This is a genomic window from Aminobacter sp. MET-1, assembly GCF_026521175.1.
In the GTDB taxonomy this organism is placed as follows: Bacteria; Pseudomonadota; Alphaproteobacteria; order Rhizobiales; family Rhizobiaceae; genus Aminobacter.
This window is the reverse complement of record NZ_JAMSHL010000011.1, coordinates 1-14,935: the sequence shown is the minus strand read 5'-3', so window position 1 is coordinate 14,935 and position 14,935 is coordinate 1. Positions and strand designations below refer to the sequence as shown.

13 protein-coding genes are annotated in these 14,935 nt (G+C 63.9%); 8 read left to right on the top strand and 5 right to left on the bottom strand.

The features are described from left to right. Window positions 1–10: 10 nt before the first annotated feature. From NDO48_RS16360 to NDO48_RS16345, 4 genes are read right to left on the bottom strand one after another with little or no spacing between them, the layout of a single operon-like run. Complete coding sequence (locus tag NDO48_RS16360) at window positions 11–769, bottom strand: ABC transporter permease (protein WP_018427310.1); 759 nt, start codon at window positions 767–769, stop codon at window positions 11–13. After that, window positions 769–1,590, bottom strand: a complete 822-nt coding sequence (locus NDO48_RS16355; protein ID WP_198292851.1) for an ABC transporter ATP-binding protein — start codon at window positions 1,588–1,590, stop codon at window positions 769–771. Before NDO48_RS16355 ends, NDO48_RS16360 begins: the two co-directional genes overlap by 1 nt. An 11-nt stretch (window positions 1,591–1,601) precedes the next feature. Then, a complete protein-coding gene (locus tag NDO48_RS16350; RefSeq protein ID WP_267321794.1) occupies window positions 1,602–2,573 on the bottom strand; it encodes an ABC transporter substrate-binding protein in 972 nt (323 codons plus the stop codon). Next, on the bottom strand, window positions 2,570–3,319 hold the full coding sequence (locus tag NDO48_RS16345) for a GntR family transcriptional regulator (protein ID WP_018427313.1): 750 nt from the start codon (window positions 3,317–3,319) through the stop codon (window positions 2,570–2,572). The genes NDO48_RS16350 and NDO48_RS16345 overlap by 4 nt, the downstream gene beginning before the upstream one ends. 186 nt (window positions 3,320–3,505) lie before the next feature. Here NDO48_RS16345 and NDO48_RS16340 point away from each other — a divergent pair, with 186 nt between their 5' ends. From NDO48_RS16340 to NDO48_RS16320, 5 genes are all read left to right on the top strand, one after another. Continuing rightward, the gene (locus NDO48_RS16340; RefSeq protein WP_018427314.1) at window positions 3,506–4,351 is read left to right on the top strand and encodes a formylglycine-generating enzyme family protein; all 846 of its coding nucleotides are present in this window, start codon (window positions 3,506–3,508) and stop codon (window positions 4,349–4,351) included. A 105-nt stretch (window positions 4,352–4,456) separates the two neighbouring features. Further along, window positions 4,457–5,461: an ABC transporter substrate-binding protein gene (locus tag NDO48_RS16335; protein WP_018427315.1), complete on the top strand. Its 1,005-nt coding sequence runs from the start codon at window positions 4,457–4,459 to the stop codon at window positions 5,459–5,461. After that, entirely contained in the window at window positions 5,458–6,294 is an 837-nt protein-coding gene (locus NDO48_RS16330; protein ID WP_018427316.1) for an ABC transporter ATP-binding protein, read from the top strand. The genes NDO48_RS16335 and NDO48_RS16330 overlap by 4 nt, the downstream gene beginning before the upstream one ends. A gap of 3 nt (window positions 6,295–6,297) precedes the next feature. Then, window positions 6,298–7,122, top strand: a complete 825-nt coding sequence (locus NDO48_RS16325; protein WP_018427317.1) for an ABC transporter permease — start codon at window positions 6,298–6,300, stop codon at window positions 7,120–7,122. 122 nt (window positions 7,123–7,244) lie between these two features. Beyond that, the gene (locus NDO48_RS16320; RefSeq protein WP_267321793.1) at window positions 7,245–9,476 is read left to right on the top strand and encodes an arylsulfatase; all 2,232 of its coding nucleotides are present in this window, start codon (window positions 7,245–7,247) and stop codon (window positions 9,474–9,476) included. A gap of 120 nt (window positions 9,477–9,596) precedes the next feature. Here the strand turns inward: NDO48_RS16320 and NDO48_RS16315 are convergent, their stop codons facing one another. Beyond that, window positions 9,597–10,541 (bottom strand): LysR family transcriptional regulator, encoded by a 945-nt coding sequence (locus NDO48_RS16315; RefSeq protein ID WP_018427319.1) that lies wholly within the window; start codon window positions 10,539–10,541, stop codon window positions 9,597–9,599. Window positions 10,542–10,778: 237 nt separating this feature from the next. On the opposite strand from NDO48_RS16315, the gene NDO48_RS16310 reads away from it, so the two are divergent. Genes NDO48_RS16310 through NDO48_RS16300 form a run of 3 tightly spaced genes read left to right on the top strand, consistent with a single transcriptional unit; the run spans window position 10,779 to window position 14,812 of the window. Continuing rightward, the gene (locus NDO48_RS16310; protein ID WP_267321792.1) at window positions 10,779–11,609 is read left to right on the top strand and encodes a formylglycine-generating enzyme family protein; all 831 of its coding nucleotides are present in this window, start codon (window positions 10,779–10,781) and stop codon (window positions 11,607–11,609) included. A gap of 16 nt (window positions 11,610–11,625) precedes the next feature. Beyond that, complete coding sequence (locus tag NDO48_RS16305; RefSeq protein ID WP_018427321.1) at window positions 11,626–13,845, top strand: arylsulfatase; 2,220 nt, start codon at window positions 11,626–11,628, stop codon at window positions 13,843–13,845. Window position 13,846: 1 nt separating this feature from the next. Beyond that, window positions 13,847–14,812 (top strand): nucleoside hydrolase, encoded by a 966-nt coding sequence (locus tag NDO48_RS16300; protein WP_267321791.1) that lies wholly within the window; start codon window positions 13,847–13,849, stop codon window positions 14,810–14,812. The last annotated feature ends 123 nt before the right edge of the window (window positions 14,813–14,935 follow it).

The window sequence follows — 14,935 nt, the reverse complement described above, 5'->3', positions numbered from 1 at the left end:
GCCGCTTGGATCAATAGCCGGTGACGCTGCGCAGATAGCGCTTGAGCAGCGTGCGCCCGAGCAGCCGCCAGAGGCGATCGGTGGCAAAGCCGAGAAGGCCGAGCGCGATGATGGCGGCGAACATCCAGTCGACCTGGAAGTAGAGGCGCGAGGTCCAGATGATGTAGCCGAGCCCGGCATCGGCGGCGAGCATTTCGGCGGCCGCTATGACCAGGAAGGACGAGGCGAGCGCCAGCCGCATGCCGACATAGATCGAGGGCAGCGAGGCCGGGATCATCACCTTGAAGAACACCTGCCTTTCATTGGCGCCGAGGCAGCGCGCGGCATTCAGCTTGTCCTGCGAGACCGAGGACACGCCGCTGGCCGTGTTGACCATGACGATGAAGGCCGTCGCGTAAGCGATCAGAATGATCTTCGACATTTCGCCGACGCCGAACCAGATGATGAACAAGGTCACCAGCGCAATCGCCGGAACGAAGCGGAAGAAGTGGATGAACGGGTCGACGAGATGGCGCGCCACCGGCGAGACGCCGACGGCCAGCCCGATCGGAATGGCGATGGCGCTGCCCAGTAACCAGCCCGAGAGAATGCGCATCATCGACACCAGGATGGACTGGGTGAGCGCGCCCTCGGCCAGCATCTGCCCGGCGCCCTTGAGCACGGCGAGCGGTGCGGGCAGGAACATCGGGTCGACCAGCCAGGTCGAGGCCATCTGCCAGAAGATCACGACGATTGCGACGCTGAGCGCCGACCAGGCAAAGGATGGCATCAGTTTTGCTCCCATTGCGAAGCCGCCTCCCTTTCGATGTCGCCCTCGATCGCCTTGACCGCATCGGCGAAGCGGCTGTCGAGGTCGTCGCGCGGATAGTGCAGGTCGATGTCGTAGATGCGGGTGATGTTGGCGCGCGGGCCCCGGCTCATCACGGCAACGCGCTGCCCAAGCAGCACGGCCTCGCGAATGTCGTGGGTGACATAGACCATGGTGCAGCCGGTTTCGCGCCAGATCCGCGTCAGCTCCTTCTGCAGCACACGGCGCGTCAATGCGTCGAGGGCGGCGAAAGGTTCGTCGAACAGGATGAGCTCAGGTTGGGCGGCCAGCGTACGCGCGATCTGCACGCGCTGCTTCATGCCGCCTGACAGCTCATGCGGAAATTTTTGCTCATGGCCGCGCAGGCCGACGAGATCGATGTAGCGTTGCGCCATGTCGAGGCATTCGGCGCGCGGCTTACCGGCGACGCTCGGGCCGAAGCCGACATTCTCGGCGACCGTCAGCCACTGGAACAGCGGCTCCTCGATCGACTGGAACACCATGCCGCGCCGCCGGTCGGGGCCTGTTATCGTCTCGCCATTGGCGAGCACGCGGCCTTCGGTCTGCTTCTCGGTGCCGGCGACGATCTTGAGCAAGGTCGACTTGCCCGAGCCGCTGGGGCCGACAAGCACGAAGAACTCGCCTTGTCCGACTGTCACGGAGAGGTCGGCCAGGATCAGCTCGCTGCCTGCCTTCTGGCCGGGATAGGCCATGCCGACCTTGTCGAAGACGACCGCAGGCATGGCACCAGGTGCGATCCCGCTTGTTTGAATGTTTGTCATCGCAGGTCCGCTCAGTTGCCCAGCTTGACCAGGTCGGGGGCGGCTTCCTTGAGGTATTTCGGATTGACGCCGGTGTCGAAGGTCACAGCCTGGGACTTCGTCTTGGCAAGGAAGTCGGCGACTTCCTTGAAACCGGCGCGCTCATAGTCGGTCAGCGCCAGGGCAAATTCGTTGTAGTTGAGCAGGTCGCGCACGGTGTCGCGCGGCGCGCGGGTATTCTTGGCGATCAGGGCGGCGGCCTCGTACTTGTTGGCCGCGATGAACTGGCTTGCCGCATTGAGCGCGCGCAGCGTTGCAACGGTCAGGTCCGGATGCTTTTCCACGAACTCCGTCTGCGCGGCGATGTAGGCGCTGCTGTTGCGCTTGGCGGCCGCGTCATCGGTCAGGACATAGTGGTTGCCGCCGTCGGTCGACTTCTCGGTGCCGTCGGCCCAGACGAAGGCGGCATCGATGCGGCCGGAGCGGAGCGAGGCGACGATCTCGAGCAGGCTGGTGAAGCCGACGATCTCGACCTTGTCTTCGCTTATGCCGTTCTCGTCGAGATATTTCATGGTGATCAGGTGCTGGGCGGTGCCGGTGGCAATACCGATCTTCTTGCCGACCAGATCCTTGGCATCCTTGATGTCGCTGCTGACCACCAATTTGTGGAAGCCGGGCTTGGAATGGAAGATGCCGGCAAGCACGGTCAGCTTGCCACCCTGGATGCGCGAGACGATCGGGAAATCGAGCCCGACCGCCATGTCGGCGCGGCCGATCAGCAGCGCATCGATCGCCTCGACGCCGGTGGCGAAAGTGGTGATCTGAGCGTCGATGCCTTCCTTTTCGAAGAAGCCTTTTTCCTTGGCGACCCAGATCTGGGACCCTGTCGTGTAGGCGTCGACGCCGAAACGCACTGGCTCGAGGGCCTGTGCCCCGGCCATTCCAGCCGAGAAGAGCATGAGGCCTGATGCGAGGCTCAGGACAATCTTTTTGAAGCGGGTCATTTCGGTTCGTCCTCCGGCGAAAGGGCTGAACTGCCCTGGAATTGATTGGGGGCCAGCGCCATCACCTGATGGCTGGCGAGAAGATGCGGGACCATCCAGGAGCGCGAGGCGAGCGGCACGCTGCCGTCGCCCGAATGCACGAGTGCGGTGCTCCACAAAAGCGCGTCGCCCTCGCTGACCTCCAGCAGTTCGGCGACGTCTGATGTGGCGTTGATCGCCGACGTGCGCGTCGACAGCGATGCGCCGTCGATGACGGTGTACGGGGCTATGGCGGCGAGCGCGTCATGCTCTGTGCTCTCATTGAAGGCGCTCGGCGGCACGCTGCGGGCGAGATAATGGTCGACCAGAATGCAGGGCTGGCCGTTGGCCAGAAACAGCCAGCGCAGGCGGTGGGTCGACTTTTCCTCCGCCTGGCCGAAGATGACCGCGATCTCTTTGGGTGCTGCGACCTGGTCGCGCCGGATCTCGCGAAAGGACGCTTTCATGCCCGCTTTTTCGATCAGGTTCCAGAAGCCGGCGGAGCCGGTCAGGGCGTTGAGAATGGGCGGATTGGCGATGAAGGTGCCGACGCCATGCTTGTTCTTGAGCAGGCCCTTGGCCATCAGGTCGGCATAGGCTTCGCGCAGCGAATTGCGGCTGAGGCCGAGTATCCGGGAAATGTCGATTTCCGCCGGCAGACGGTCGCCGGCAACCAGCTTTTGCTGGCGAATATACTGCAGGACACGTTCGGTGGCAGTTCCCGACATCGCTCTCTCCTCCAAGAGGTAGGACGTCCTACCTTTACGCAGGATCGTGAAAGAGTCAAACTCGGTCGATCCATTTTTCAAAGGGAAGGCGCCATGTCGTGTTGTTCTCCGGGCCGATCCCCATGCGATCATGTTGCCGAACCGGTTGCGGTGCCTGCAGCGCTCGAGGCTGGCAATCATCCTGACATGGCGCTGGTACCGGCCGGGCGCTGGCTTCTCGGCGAGGATCGTGCGATCGCCAATCCTGGGGACGGCGAAGGACCGGTGCGACCGGTCGAGCTGCCGGCGTTCCTGCTCGACAAGACCGCGGTGACCAACCAGGCCTTTGCGGCCTTCGTCGCTGCCACCGGCTATGTGACCGAGGCCGAGCGCATGGGATGGTCTTTCGTCTTCATCGCACAGATCCATCCCGACGCGGTGATTGTTACCGACTCCGATGCCAGCGCGCCGGACTGGTGGGCGCCGGTTCGCGGCGCCTGCTGGCATCGGCCCGACGGCAACGGCTCCAGCTGGCGGGACCGCCGCGACCATCCGGTCGTCCATGTCTCATGGAACGACGCCGTTGCCTTCGCAAATTTCGCCGGCAAGCGACTGCCCACGGAAGCCGAATGGGAAGCCGCGGCGCGCGGCGGGCTCGAGCGGGCGATCTATGCCTGGGGCGACGAGCTCACTCCCGGCGGCCGCCACATGTGCAACATCTGGCAGGGCAGGTTTCCGCTCACCAACAGCGCCGAAGACGGCTATCTCGCAACCGCACCGGCGCGGAGCTTTCCGCCCAATGGCTTCGGCCTCTACAACATGCTCGGCAATGTCTGGGAATGGACCGCTTCACCCTGGTCGGGTGCCCCGGCAGGATTGATGGCCATGCGCGGGGGCTCCTATCTGTGCCACGCCAGCTACTGCAATCGCTACAGGGTTGCGGCCCGGACCGGCAACCACCATGGCGCCAGCTCGAGCCATCTCGGCTTTCGCTGCGCCGGCGACCTAAAAAGCCAGTTGCAGACCATGCCTGTTGTGAATGGGGATCCATAACCACATGGAATGAGTTCGCAGAAGCATGTTATGGTGTGGAGCCGCGGAACGCGGTCTATCCTCACGGAAACTAGGTCGTTGGTTTTGTCTGATTGGAGGATATAGATGATCAGCCGACGTTCACTTCTGGCAGCTGCCAGCATGATCTCGCTTGCCGCGATAGGGCTTGCAGGCGCGGCTCCTGCGCAAGCGGAGCAGAAGCAGGTCAAACTGCAACTCGCCTGGCTCTACAATGGCGCCGCCGCCGGCGAAATCGTCGCCTTGAAGAAGGGGTTCTTCGCTGAAAAGGGCCTCGACGTCGAGATCCTTCCCGGTGGCCCGAATTCCAACACGGTGCAGGAGACGCTCTCCGGGGTGGCGCAGATCGCCACCGCCTATGCGCCCGAGATCATGTATGCCGCAAACCAGGGGCTGCCGATCAAGACCTTCGGCGCGGCCTTCCAGAAAGCGCCGCTGACCTTCTATTCACTCGGCGAATCCAACATTAAGTCGGTGGCCGACTGGAAGGGCAAGCGCGTCGGGGCGAGCCAAGGCGCGACCGCGCAGATCAAGGTCATGCTCGACCATAACGGAATGAAGCTCGACGACATCACCTTCATCCAGGCCCAGATCCCCGGCCTGCTCCAGGGGCAGGTCGATGTCGTTGCCTCATGGCCGACAAACGTCGCCCAGAACGTGCCGATCGTGCAGAACCCGGGCGGCTACAACACCCAGAGCATCTGGGACAACGGGCTGCAGTTCCAGTCCAACTACTACATCGCCCGCACCGACCTGATCGGCTCCGACAGCGACATGCTGGTGAAGTTCCTCGAGGCCTGCGACAAGGGCTGGGCCTATGCCGCCGACCATCCCGAAGAGGCCATCGACATGGTTGCCTCGATGTCGAGCGCGATCGAGAAGGACAAGGAGCTCGCCTCGCTCAAGGTCATCGTATCGGACTTCATCTATACCGACGAAACCCGCGAGCACGGCTTTGCCAACATCAGCAAGGACCGCTGGAACGCGACGCTGCAGACCTACGCCAAGATCGGCGAGATCAAGTCCGAACTGACGGCGGACGACGTCTTCGATGGCAGCATTCTTGCTGCAGCACAGAGGACGAAGCGGTGAACATGATGGCGACGATGTCCGCCCATTCCGGCGACGCCCACGCTGGCGACGTTGGTCTCTCCCAGGCGCGCAACGCTATCGAGATCGACAATGTCGCCGTGACGTTCGGCGGCAGCTCGCGGGCGGTGCGAGCCATCGACAATGTCTCGCTGACCGTTCGCGAGGGCGAGTTCGTCTCGCTGATCGGCCATTCCGGCTGCGGCAAGTCCACCTTGCTGCGCACCATCGCAGACATCATCGCGCCGACCGAAGGCAAGGTTGCGATATTCGGTGGAACGCCAGCGGCGGCGCGCGCCTCGCGCACATTTTCGATGGTGTTCCAGCAATCGGTGCTGATGCCCTGGGCCAAGGTGATCGACAATGTCCGCCTGCCGTTCGAGGTGGGCGGGGCCAATCCGAAGGCCGGCAACTTCATGGACCCGTATGAGGCGCTGAAGCTTGTCGAGCTGGAAGGCTTCGAGGACGCGCTGCCGTCGGAACTGTCGGGCGGCATGCGCCAGCGCGTCTCGATCGCGCGTGCGCTCGTCACCCGGCCGAAGGTCCTGCTCATGGACGAGCCTTTCGGCGCGCTCGACGAGCTGGTGCGCGACACGCTGAACGTCGAGCTGTTGCGGATCTGGAAGCAGAGCGGGATGACCATCGTCTTCGTCACCCATTCGCTGCACGAGGCGGTTTTCCTGTCGCAGCGTGTCGTGGTGATGAGCCGACGTCCCTCGCGGATCGGCGGAATTCTTGAAATCGACCTGCCGGAAGAGCGCGACCTCGCCCTGAAGGACGCCCCTGAACTGGGCCATCACGTCGCCAGGCTGCGCGACATGCTGGGAGCTGGATAAGTCATGAGCGTTGATCGTTCCATCGAAACCGCCGCCCCCTTGCCCCGCATCTGGAGCATCCTCCCAAGCCCCGAAGTGATGCGTGCGCTCGGCATGGCCATGCTCGGGCTCTCGCTGACGCTGATCCTGTGGCAGCTGATCGTCACGCTGTTCGGCGTGCCGTCCTATCTGGTGCCGGCGCCGACCGACGTTGCCGGGGCGCTGTCGCGTGACCTGCCGCTGCTCATTGAGGCAGCCGTGCCGACGATCACCGAAGCCTTTCTCGGCTTTCTCCTCGGCAACACCGTGGCCCTGCTGGTGGCGGTGTCCTTCGTCTACAACAAGGTCATCGAGGAGATGTTCTATCCCGTCGCGATCCTGGTGAAGACGATCCCGATCGTGGCGATCGCGCCGGTGCTCAAGATCATCCTCGGCAACGGCATCGAGCCGAAGATCGTGATCGCAGCGCTGATCTGCTTCTTCCCGACGTTGGTCAATTCGGTTCGCGGCTTCCGCGCCGTCAATCCGCAGCTGCTCGAACTCATGCATGTCCTGTCGGCGTCCAAGACCGAGGTGTTCCTCAGGATCCGCATCTACAGCGCGCTGCCCTACATTTTCTCGGCGCTGAAGATTTCGGTGACGATGTGTGTGCTCGGCGCGATCGTCGGCGAGTGGATCGGCGCCAACCAGGGCATCGGTTATCTCCTGCTGCAGAGCATGTTCGACTTCAATGCGCCGCGGCTGTTTGCGACGATCCTGACGGCGTCTGTCATCGCCATTACCGGCTTTGCCATCGTCTCGATGCTGGAGAAGTGGGTCATCCGCTGGGATCCCGGCGCGGCGATGTAATCGCTGCAGCAGAAAGTCCATGGACCCGGCCTGCCCCAGGGCCGGCCGGGTTTCGATCGATGCGGCATGGTCTGTGAATGCGATGCGGCATCTCCGGTTTGTCCGAATTCCGAGGCGCCCCAATGTCAACCGACAGCAATCCAGGCCGTATCGGCCGCACCTATCACGAGTCGGACAACTGGTTTGAGACCAGGCCCAGGCCGGCGTCCGGCAGCCCCAATGTCATCTATGTCATTCTCGACGATGTCGGTTTCGCCGACCTGGGCTGCTTCGGTTCGGAAATCCGCACGCCCAATTTCGACCGGCTTGCCGAACAGGGGCTGCGCTACAGCAATTTCCACACCACCACCATGTGCTCGCCGACGCGGGCCAGCCTGCTGACCGGGCGCAACCATCATTCGGTCGGCATGCGCTGCCTCGCCAATTTCGACTTCGGCTACCGCAACGGCCGCGGCTCGATCTCGCATCGGGCAGCGACGGTCGCCGAAATGCTGGGCAGCGCCGGCTACGCCAGTTTCGCCGTCGGCAAGTGGCATGTCGCGCAGACTGACGAGATCACCGCGGTCGGACCCTTCGACCAATGGCCGCTCGGCCGCGGCTTCAACCGCTTCTATGGCTTCATGAACGGCAGCACCGATCAGTATTATCCCGAGCTGGTCGAGGACAATCACCCGGTCGCCCAGCCGAAATCGCCTGAGGAAGGTTACCACCTGACCGCCGACCTGGTGGACAAGGCGATGGCGATGCTCGGCGCCCATATCTCGCTCGCCCCGGACACGCCGTTCTTCCTCAACCTCGCCTTTTCGGCAGGGCATTTCCCGCATCAGGTCCCCAGGGCCTATATGGACCGCTACGACGGCGTCTGGGACTGCGGCTGGGACGTCATCCGGCAAAGGCGGCTCGACCGGCAGAAGGCGATGGGCCTGGTGCCTGAAAATACCGAACTGCCGCCCGACGCCCCCGGCGTCGAAAACTGGGACCAACTCTCTGCCGACCGGCAGCGCGTCGCCGTCAGGCTGCAGCAGGCCTATGCCGGCTTCCTCGAATACACCGACGAGCAACTGGGCCGGCTGCTCGATTTCCTCGAGACGACAGGCAAGCTCAATGACACGCTGATCGTCGTCATCTCCGACAATGGCGCATCGATCGATTGCGGCCCGGAGGGCACGACCAACGTGCTCAGGCGCTTCAACCAGATCCCGGAATCGTTCGAACGCAATCTGGCGGAGATCGACGAGATCGGCGGGCCGAGGAGCAACAGCAACTACCCCTGGGGCTGGGCCCAGGCCAGCAACACGCCGCTGCGCCTGTTCAAATCCTTCACCCATGGCGGCGGTGTGCGCGACCCGATGATCGTGTCGTGGCCCAGGCGCATCGCCGACAAGGGCGCCATCCGCCATCAGTTCCACCATGTCGTCGACATCACGCCGACGGTGCTCGAGGTCTGCGGCGTCACCGCCCCTGAAATCTACCGGGGCGTCGGCCAGATGCCGGTGCACGGCACCAGCTTTGCCTACACCTTCGACGCGCCTGACGCGGCAACGCGCAAGGACGTGCAGTATTTCGAGATGTTCGGCCACCGCGGCATCTGGCACAAGGGCTGGAAGGCCGTCACCAAGCACCGGCGCGGCGACGATTTCGAGCTCGACGACTGGGAGCTCTACAAGCTCGACGAGGATTTCAACGAGACCCGCGACCTGGCCAAGGAGAACCCTGCCAAACTCCGCGAGATGACGGAACGCTGGTGGGCGGAAGCCGGCCGCTACGACGTCATGCCGCTCGACGACCGCGAGGTCCGTTTCCGCGCCAAGGCGAAACCTGATTCCATCCGCTCGCGCAGCCGCTACGTCTTTTATCCGCAGCTCGAATCGATCCCGTCTTCGGCAGCACCGCTGACCCAGGACACCTCGCACCGGATCACCGCCGAGGTGACCATCGATCCGCAGTCTGAGGGTACGCTGGTCAGCTACGGCAACAATGGCAGCGGCTATGTGCTCTACCTCAAGGACGGCAGGCTCCATTACAGCTACAACCATGTCGGCGAGATCACCCGCCTGGTGTCGGCGCCGCTGACCATTTCTGGCGCCGTTTCCCTCGGCTTCGAGTACCGCAAGACAGGTCTGCTCAAGGGTGTCGGCGCGCTTCTCGTCAACGGCCAGGTGCAGGCCGGCGAGCGTGAGCACCAGACCCTGCTGCGCGTCGCGCTGGTGCCGATGTTCATCGGCCGCAGCGGCCTGCCGCCGGTCTGCGACGGCATCGACGGCGACTTCCGCTTCACCGGCACCTTGCACCGGCTGGTGATCGAACTTGGCGACGATCGCGAGATCGTGCCGCCCAACGGTGACATCGACTGACGCTTGACGAGCGTTTCCGCTTTTCCTCGAAAACGCGGAAACGCTCTATCTTCTTGTTCTTGCGAAGGTTCTCAAGGGAAACGCGTTGCGCGCTATCCCTTGAGTTGCCCGACGCGCCGCCTATTCGGCGGCGCCCGGCAGGCTGCGCAGGCCTCTGCTTTCGAACACCTCGACCATCGCCTTCATCAGGCCGCTATGGGCGGGCAGCCGGTCCATGCCCTGGCGGAAGACGAAGCCGAGATCGTACTGGAAGATTTCCTTGTCGGTCTTGAGCACCTTCAGGCCCTGTCCGATCGGGCTGCCGGCCACCATCGTCGACTCGAAAAACAGATAGTCGCCAGAGCGTGCCAGCTCGGCGCAGGTGAAGAGCGAGCTGGTCTCGAGCAGGTAGCGGGCAGGGGGCGCGCCCCGTTCCTTCAACCAGTCGGATAGCATCTTCAGCACGTCCCGGTTCAGGTTGAACGAGACGAACGGGTATTTGACCAGTTCCATCGGGTCGACCGGGCCTTCCACTTTGGCGAGCGGGTGATGCTCGGCGCACATGATGCCGATCTGTGCCTTGGCGACCCGGCGCGAGGTGAAGCCCGGCAGCCGGCTCTTGGCAATCACCGCGCCGGCAAAGATGTCGACCCGCCCAAGCCGCAGATCCTCGATCAGCTGGTCGACCGGTCCGGTCTGCACCGACAGCCGATGCCTGGGAAAACGCCGGTGAAAGCGCGACGCTGCCGGCGGCAGGATCGTCGACGACCAGACCGGGCCCGCCGCCACCCTGATCGTGGCGTCCTGCTCGGACAGAAGATTACGGATCTCCTGCACCGCATGCTCGTATTCGAGCCCGATGATCTGCGCCCTGTTGAAAAAAGCCTGCCCGGTCGGTGTCAGGTCGGCGCCGCCGGAATGGCGCTCGAACAGGCGCGTGCCGAGCAGCTCCTCGAGCCGCTTGATGTTCTTGGAAAGCGCCGGCTGCGAGATGCGCAAGCGCTTGGCCGCCTTCGATATTCCCTTGTCCTCGGCGACCGTGACGAAGTGCTTGAGCAGCGTCAGGTTGGGAACTTCGAACGACATGCTGGGTGCCTGCCTCATAACCTATTGGAATTACCTTCAAGTCTAAATGTATTGGCCCCTGATGGAGCTTTGTCAAATAATCCAGCCATCGTCTGGAGTTGAAGTCACCAGCTGAAGCTCCTGCTATCACCAGGAAACGCCGCGATGTCGTGTTGTTCACCCGTCCGGGAAAGCGAGCCGCAGCTGGCCCCTTCGCACGAGGCCATACCAGGCGCTGGCAAGGCCGACTTGTCAGGCATGGCTGCTGTTCCCGGCGGCTTCCGGCGCATCGGCTATGACGGCCCCGAGGCTTATGCCGAGGACGGCGAGGGCCCCCGGCGGATGGTCGCGAGCCCAGGCTTCCTGATCGACAGGACCGCTGTGACCAACCGCGCTTTCGCCCGTTTCGTGGCGGCGACCAACTATGTCTCCGAGGCGGAACGGATCGGCTGGTCCTTCGTCTTCTACGCCCAGCTTCATCCCCGCGCCGAAAACGACGTGCTCGATCTCACGACCGGATCGCCGGAATGGTGGCTGCCGGTGCGCGGCGCAAGCTGGTCGAAGCCCGACGGCGCCGGTACCGACTGGCGCGACCGCGACGACCATCCGGTCGTCCACATCTCCTGGAACGATGCCAGGGCCTATGCCGCCTGGAGCGGCAAGCGGCTGCCGACCGAGAGCGAATGGGAGATCGCCGCCAGGGGCGGGCTGGAAGACAAGATCTATCCCTGGGGCAACGAACTTTTGGAGCAGGGCAGGTACCGCTGCAACATCTGGCAGGGGCGTTTCCCCCGGGAGAACACGGCGGAGGACGGCTTCCTCTCGACCGCGCCCGCCGACGCGTTCGAGCCCAATGGCTACGGCCTGTTCAACATGGTCGGCAATGTCTGGGAATGGACGTCGGAGGGCTGGTCTGAGAGCCAGCCTGAGCTGAAGGCCATGCGCGGCGGCTCCTATCTCTGCCATCGCAGCCACTGCAACCGCTATCGCGTCTCGGCGCGCACGTTCAACGCAGTCGATGCCGCCTCGAGCCACCTTGGCTTTCGATGCGTGGCCGACATGCCGGCACAGTCAGCCGGATCTTTCTGATTTCGAGGAACCTGCAATGAAACACGACAAATTTCCGGGCCATGTCGGCCGCACCGTCGCCGAGTCGACGCCCTGGTGGCCGACGAGCTGCAACCACAAGCAACAGAAGCCCAACATCGTGGTTGTCGTCCTTGACGATACCGGCTGGGCCGATTTCGGCTGCTTCGGCTCGGAGATCAGCACGCCGACAATCGACCGGCTGGCGGCGCGCGGGCTGCGCTACACCAATTTCCACGTCACGCCGCTCTGCTCGCCGACGCGCACCTGCCTGCTGACCGGGCGCAACCATCATGCCGTCGGCATGCGCTTTCTGTCCGACACCGACACCGGTTTTCCCAATTCGCGCGGCTGCATCGACCGCGACGTGGCGCTGCTGCCGGCCATGCTGCGCGAGCAGGGTTATGGCAGCTATCTCGTCGGCAAGTGGCACCTGACGCCGTCGCACGAGATTTCGCCGGCCGGGCCCTATCACAACTGGCCGCTCGGCCGCGGCTTCGACCGGTTCTACGGCTTCCTGCCCGGCTGCACCGACCAGATGACGCCGGAGCTGTGCGAAGACAACCATCAGGTCGACCGCGAATTCCCTGAGAATTACCACCTCACCGAGGATTTGGTCGACCGGGCGATCTCCTATGTCCGTGACCACACCGTCTTCCGCGACGAGGAACCCTTCTTCCTGCAGCTGGCCTTCGGTGCCACCCATGCGCCGTTCCAGGCGCCGCGCAGCTTCATCGAACCGTATGTCGATGTCTTCGCCAAGGGCTGGGACGCGACGCGGGAAGACCGATTGCTGCGCCAGAAGGCGCTCGGCATCGCGCCTGTCGAGACCGAACTTGCGCCGCGCAACGAGGAGGTTTCAGCCTGGAACACGCTCTCCAGCAATCAGAAACTACTCTACACCCATCTCCAGGCGGCCTATGCCGGCTTCCTCGAGCACACCGACCTGCATCTCGGTCGCCTTGTCGACGAGCTCGAACGGCTCGGCGAACTCGACAATACGCTGATCATCGTGCTTTCCGACAATGGTGCCAGCCGCGAAGGCGGCAAGGATGGCGCGGTCGACACCAACGCGCCCTATAGCGGCCTGCCGCAGAGCGTCGACGAACAGCTCGAGCGCCTCGACCATATCGGCACCCGTCACGGCGGCGCGCATTATCCGCAAGGCTGGGCGATGGCCGGCAACACGCCCTTCCGCCGCTACAAGCAGCATGTCGATCTCGGCGGCGTGCGCTCGCCCATGGTGGTGTCCTGGCCTGGCGGCATCGCCGCGACAGGCGAAGTCAGGACGCAGTTCTCCCATGTCATCGACCTTGCGCCGACAATCATGTCCCTGGCAGGCCTCGACCATCCGCTGCCCTGCGACGGCCGCAGCCTCGCATCGACCTTTGCCGATGCCGACGCACCGGCGCCGAGGGCGACGCAATATTGGGAGAACCTCGGTCATCGCGCGATCTGGCACGAGGGCTGGCGGGCGGTCACTGAACATCGCCAGGGCGATGCCTATGAAGACGACGACTGGCGGCTCTACGACACCGAGGGTGATTTTTCGGAATCGCAGGATTGCGCCGCCCAGGAGCCCGACCTGCTCAAGGAAATGATCGGCCGCTGGTGGCAGGAAGCCGAAGCCAACAATGTGCTGCCGCTCGACGACCGCACGCTGGTGCAACTGCTGCGCGCGCGGCCGCCCATCGGGCTGATGTCACGCAACAGGCTGATCTTCCGTCCAGGCCAGAGCCATGTGCCGATCAGCAGCATGATCGCGGGTTCGGAGCGGTCGATGGTCGTCACGGCCTCGTTCCGCGACCGCGCTGCCGCCGAAGACGGCGTGCTGATTTCGAGCGGCGACAGGCGCGGCGGCTACGTGCTTTACGTCAAGGACGGGCGGCTCACCTTTGAACATGTGCAACTCGGCCACCGCGTCGTCTGCGTCGCCGATGCCGTCCTGCCTACGGGGAACTGCGAGGTCGGATTTGCCCTGCACAACAGGAACGGTCATTCTGCCGAAATCGTCTTGCTGCACGGCCGCCAGAGAGTAGGTTCGGCACGTATCCCCGTGACCGCGACACATCTGTCGTTCTGGGGCATCGATGTCGGCACGGATGCGGCAGACCGGGTTTCTGCAGCCTATCCCGCCGACTTCGCTTACCCCAAGCGGTCGTTCGAGACCCTGACCATCGATTTCCTCGACCAGCCGCTGATCGAGGACGTCGCAGAAGCAATGGAAAGCACCGAGTGACATGGCACCAGCAATCGAAATCCTGATCGATGTCGATACCGGCGTCGATGACGCGCTGGCGCTGTCATTTGCCGCGCTGCATCCTGCCATCAACCTGCGGGCGGTGACCTGCGTTGCCGGCAACACCTCGCTCGACAATGTCTACCGCAACACCCGTGCCGTCCTTGCCGTTGCCGGCGCCGGGCATGTTCCCGTCGCCCGCGGCGCCTCGCGCCCGCTGATCGCCGCGCCACGCGACGCCGCCCATGTCCACGGCCATAACGGTCTCGCCGGGCTGGAGCTCGCCGTTCCTGAAGGCGGCAGCGACATCCATGCCGTCGAACTGATGCGGCGGGAGATACTGGCCAGCCCGACGCCGCCGACGCTGATTGCGCTGGCGCCACTGACCAATGTGGCGCTTTTGCTGCGCATGTATCCCGACGTGGCGGCCCGGCTCGGCAGGATCGTCTTCATGGGCGGCAGCGCCAGCATCGGCAACGCCACGCCGGTCGCCGAATTCAACAGCTGGGCCGATCCCGAAGCCGTGGCGATCGTCGTCGACAGCGGCATCCCGACGATGATGTACGGGCTCGACGTCTTCTACAGCGCGGCCGTGTCGGAGGATGATGTCGCGACCCTTGAAAGGTCGAGCCGTCCCGTGGCGCAATTATGCGCCAAGCTGTTCCGGCACATGGCCGTCAAGGATTCCGACCAGAAACGCATCCCTGACGGCACCATCGCAGCCCTGGGCGATGCCGGCACGGTCTGCGCGGTTGTCGACCCAGCAGGACTGACGACGCGGCGGTTCCCGGTCAGTGTCTGCACGGATGGGGCGCGCTCACGCGGCCAGACCATCGTCGACCGTCGTTCCCATCGCGGCGAATCCGAATTGAACGGCGCCAGCTTGGGGCAGCCTGTCGATGTCGCGCTCGCGGTCGATGGCGCCCGTTTTGCCCAGCTGTTCCGCCGCACGATCCTGGAAGGCTGACACTGAGATGGTTGGAGAAGCTTCTATGTCGGCCACTGTCATGTCCTTGCCTTCGCGCCTGGCTGCGAACGCGGCCGAGACGCACGCCATTGCCCGCAATCCCGGCATGGCGCTGGATCTTGG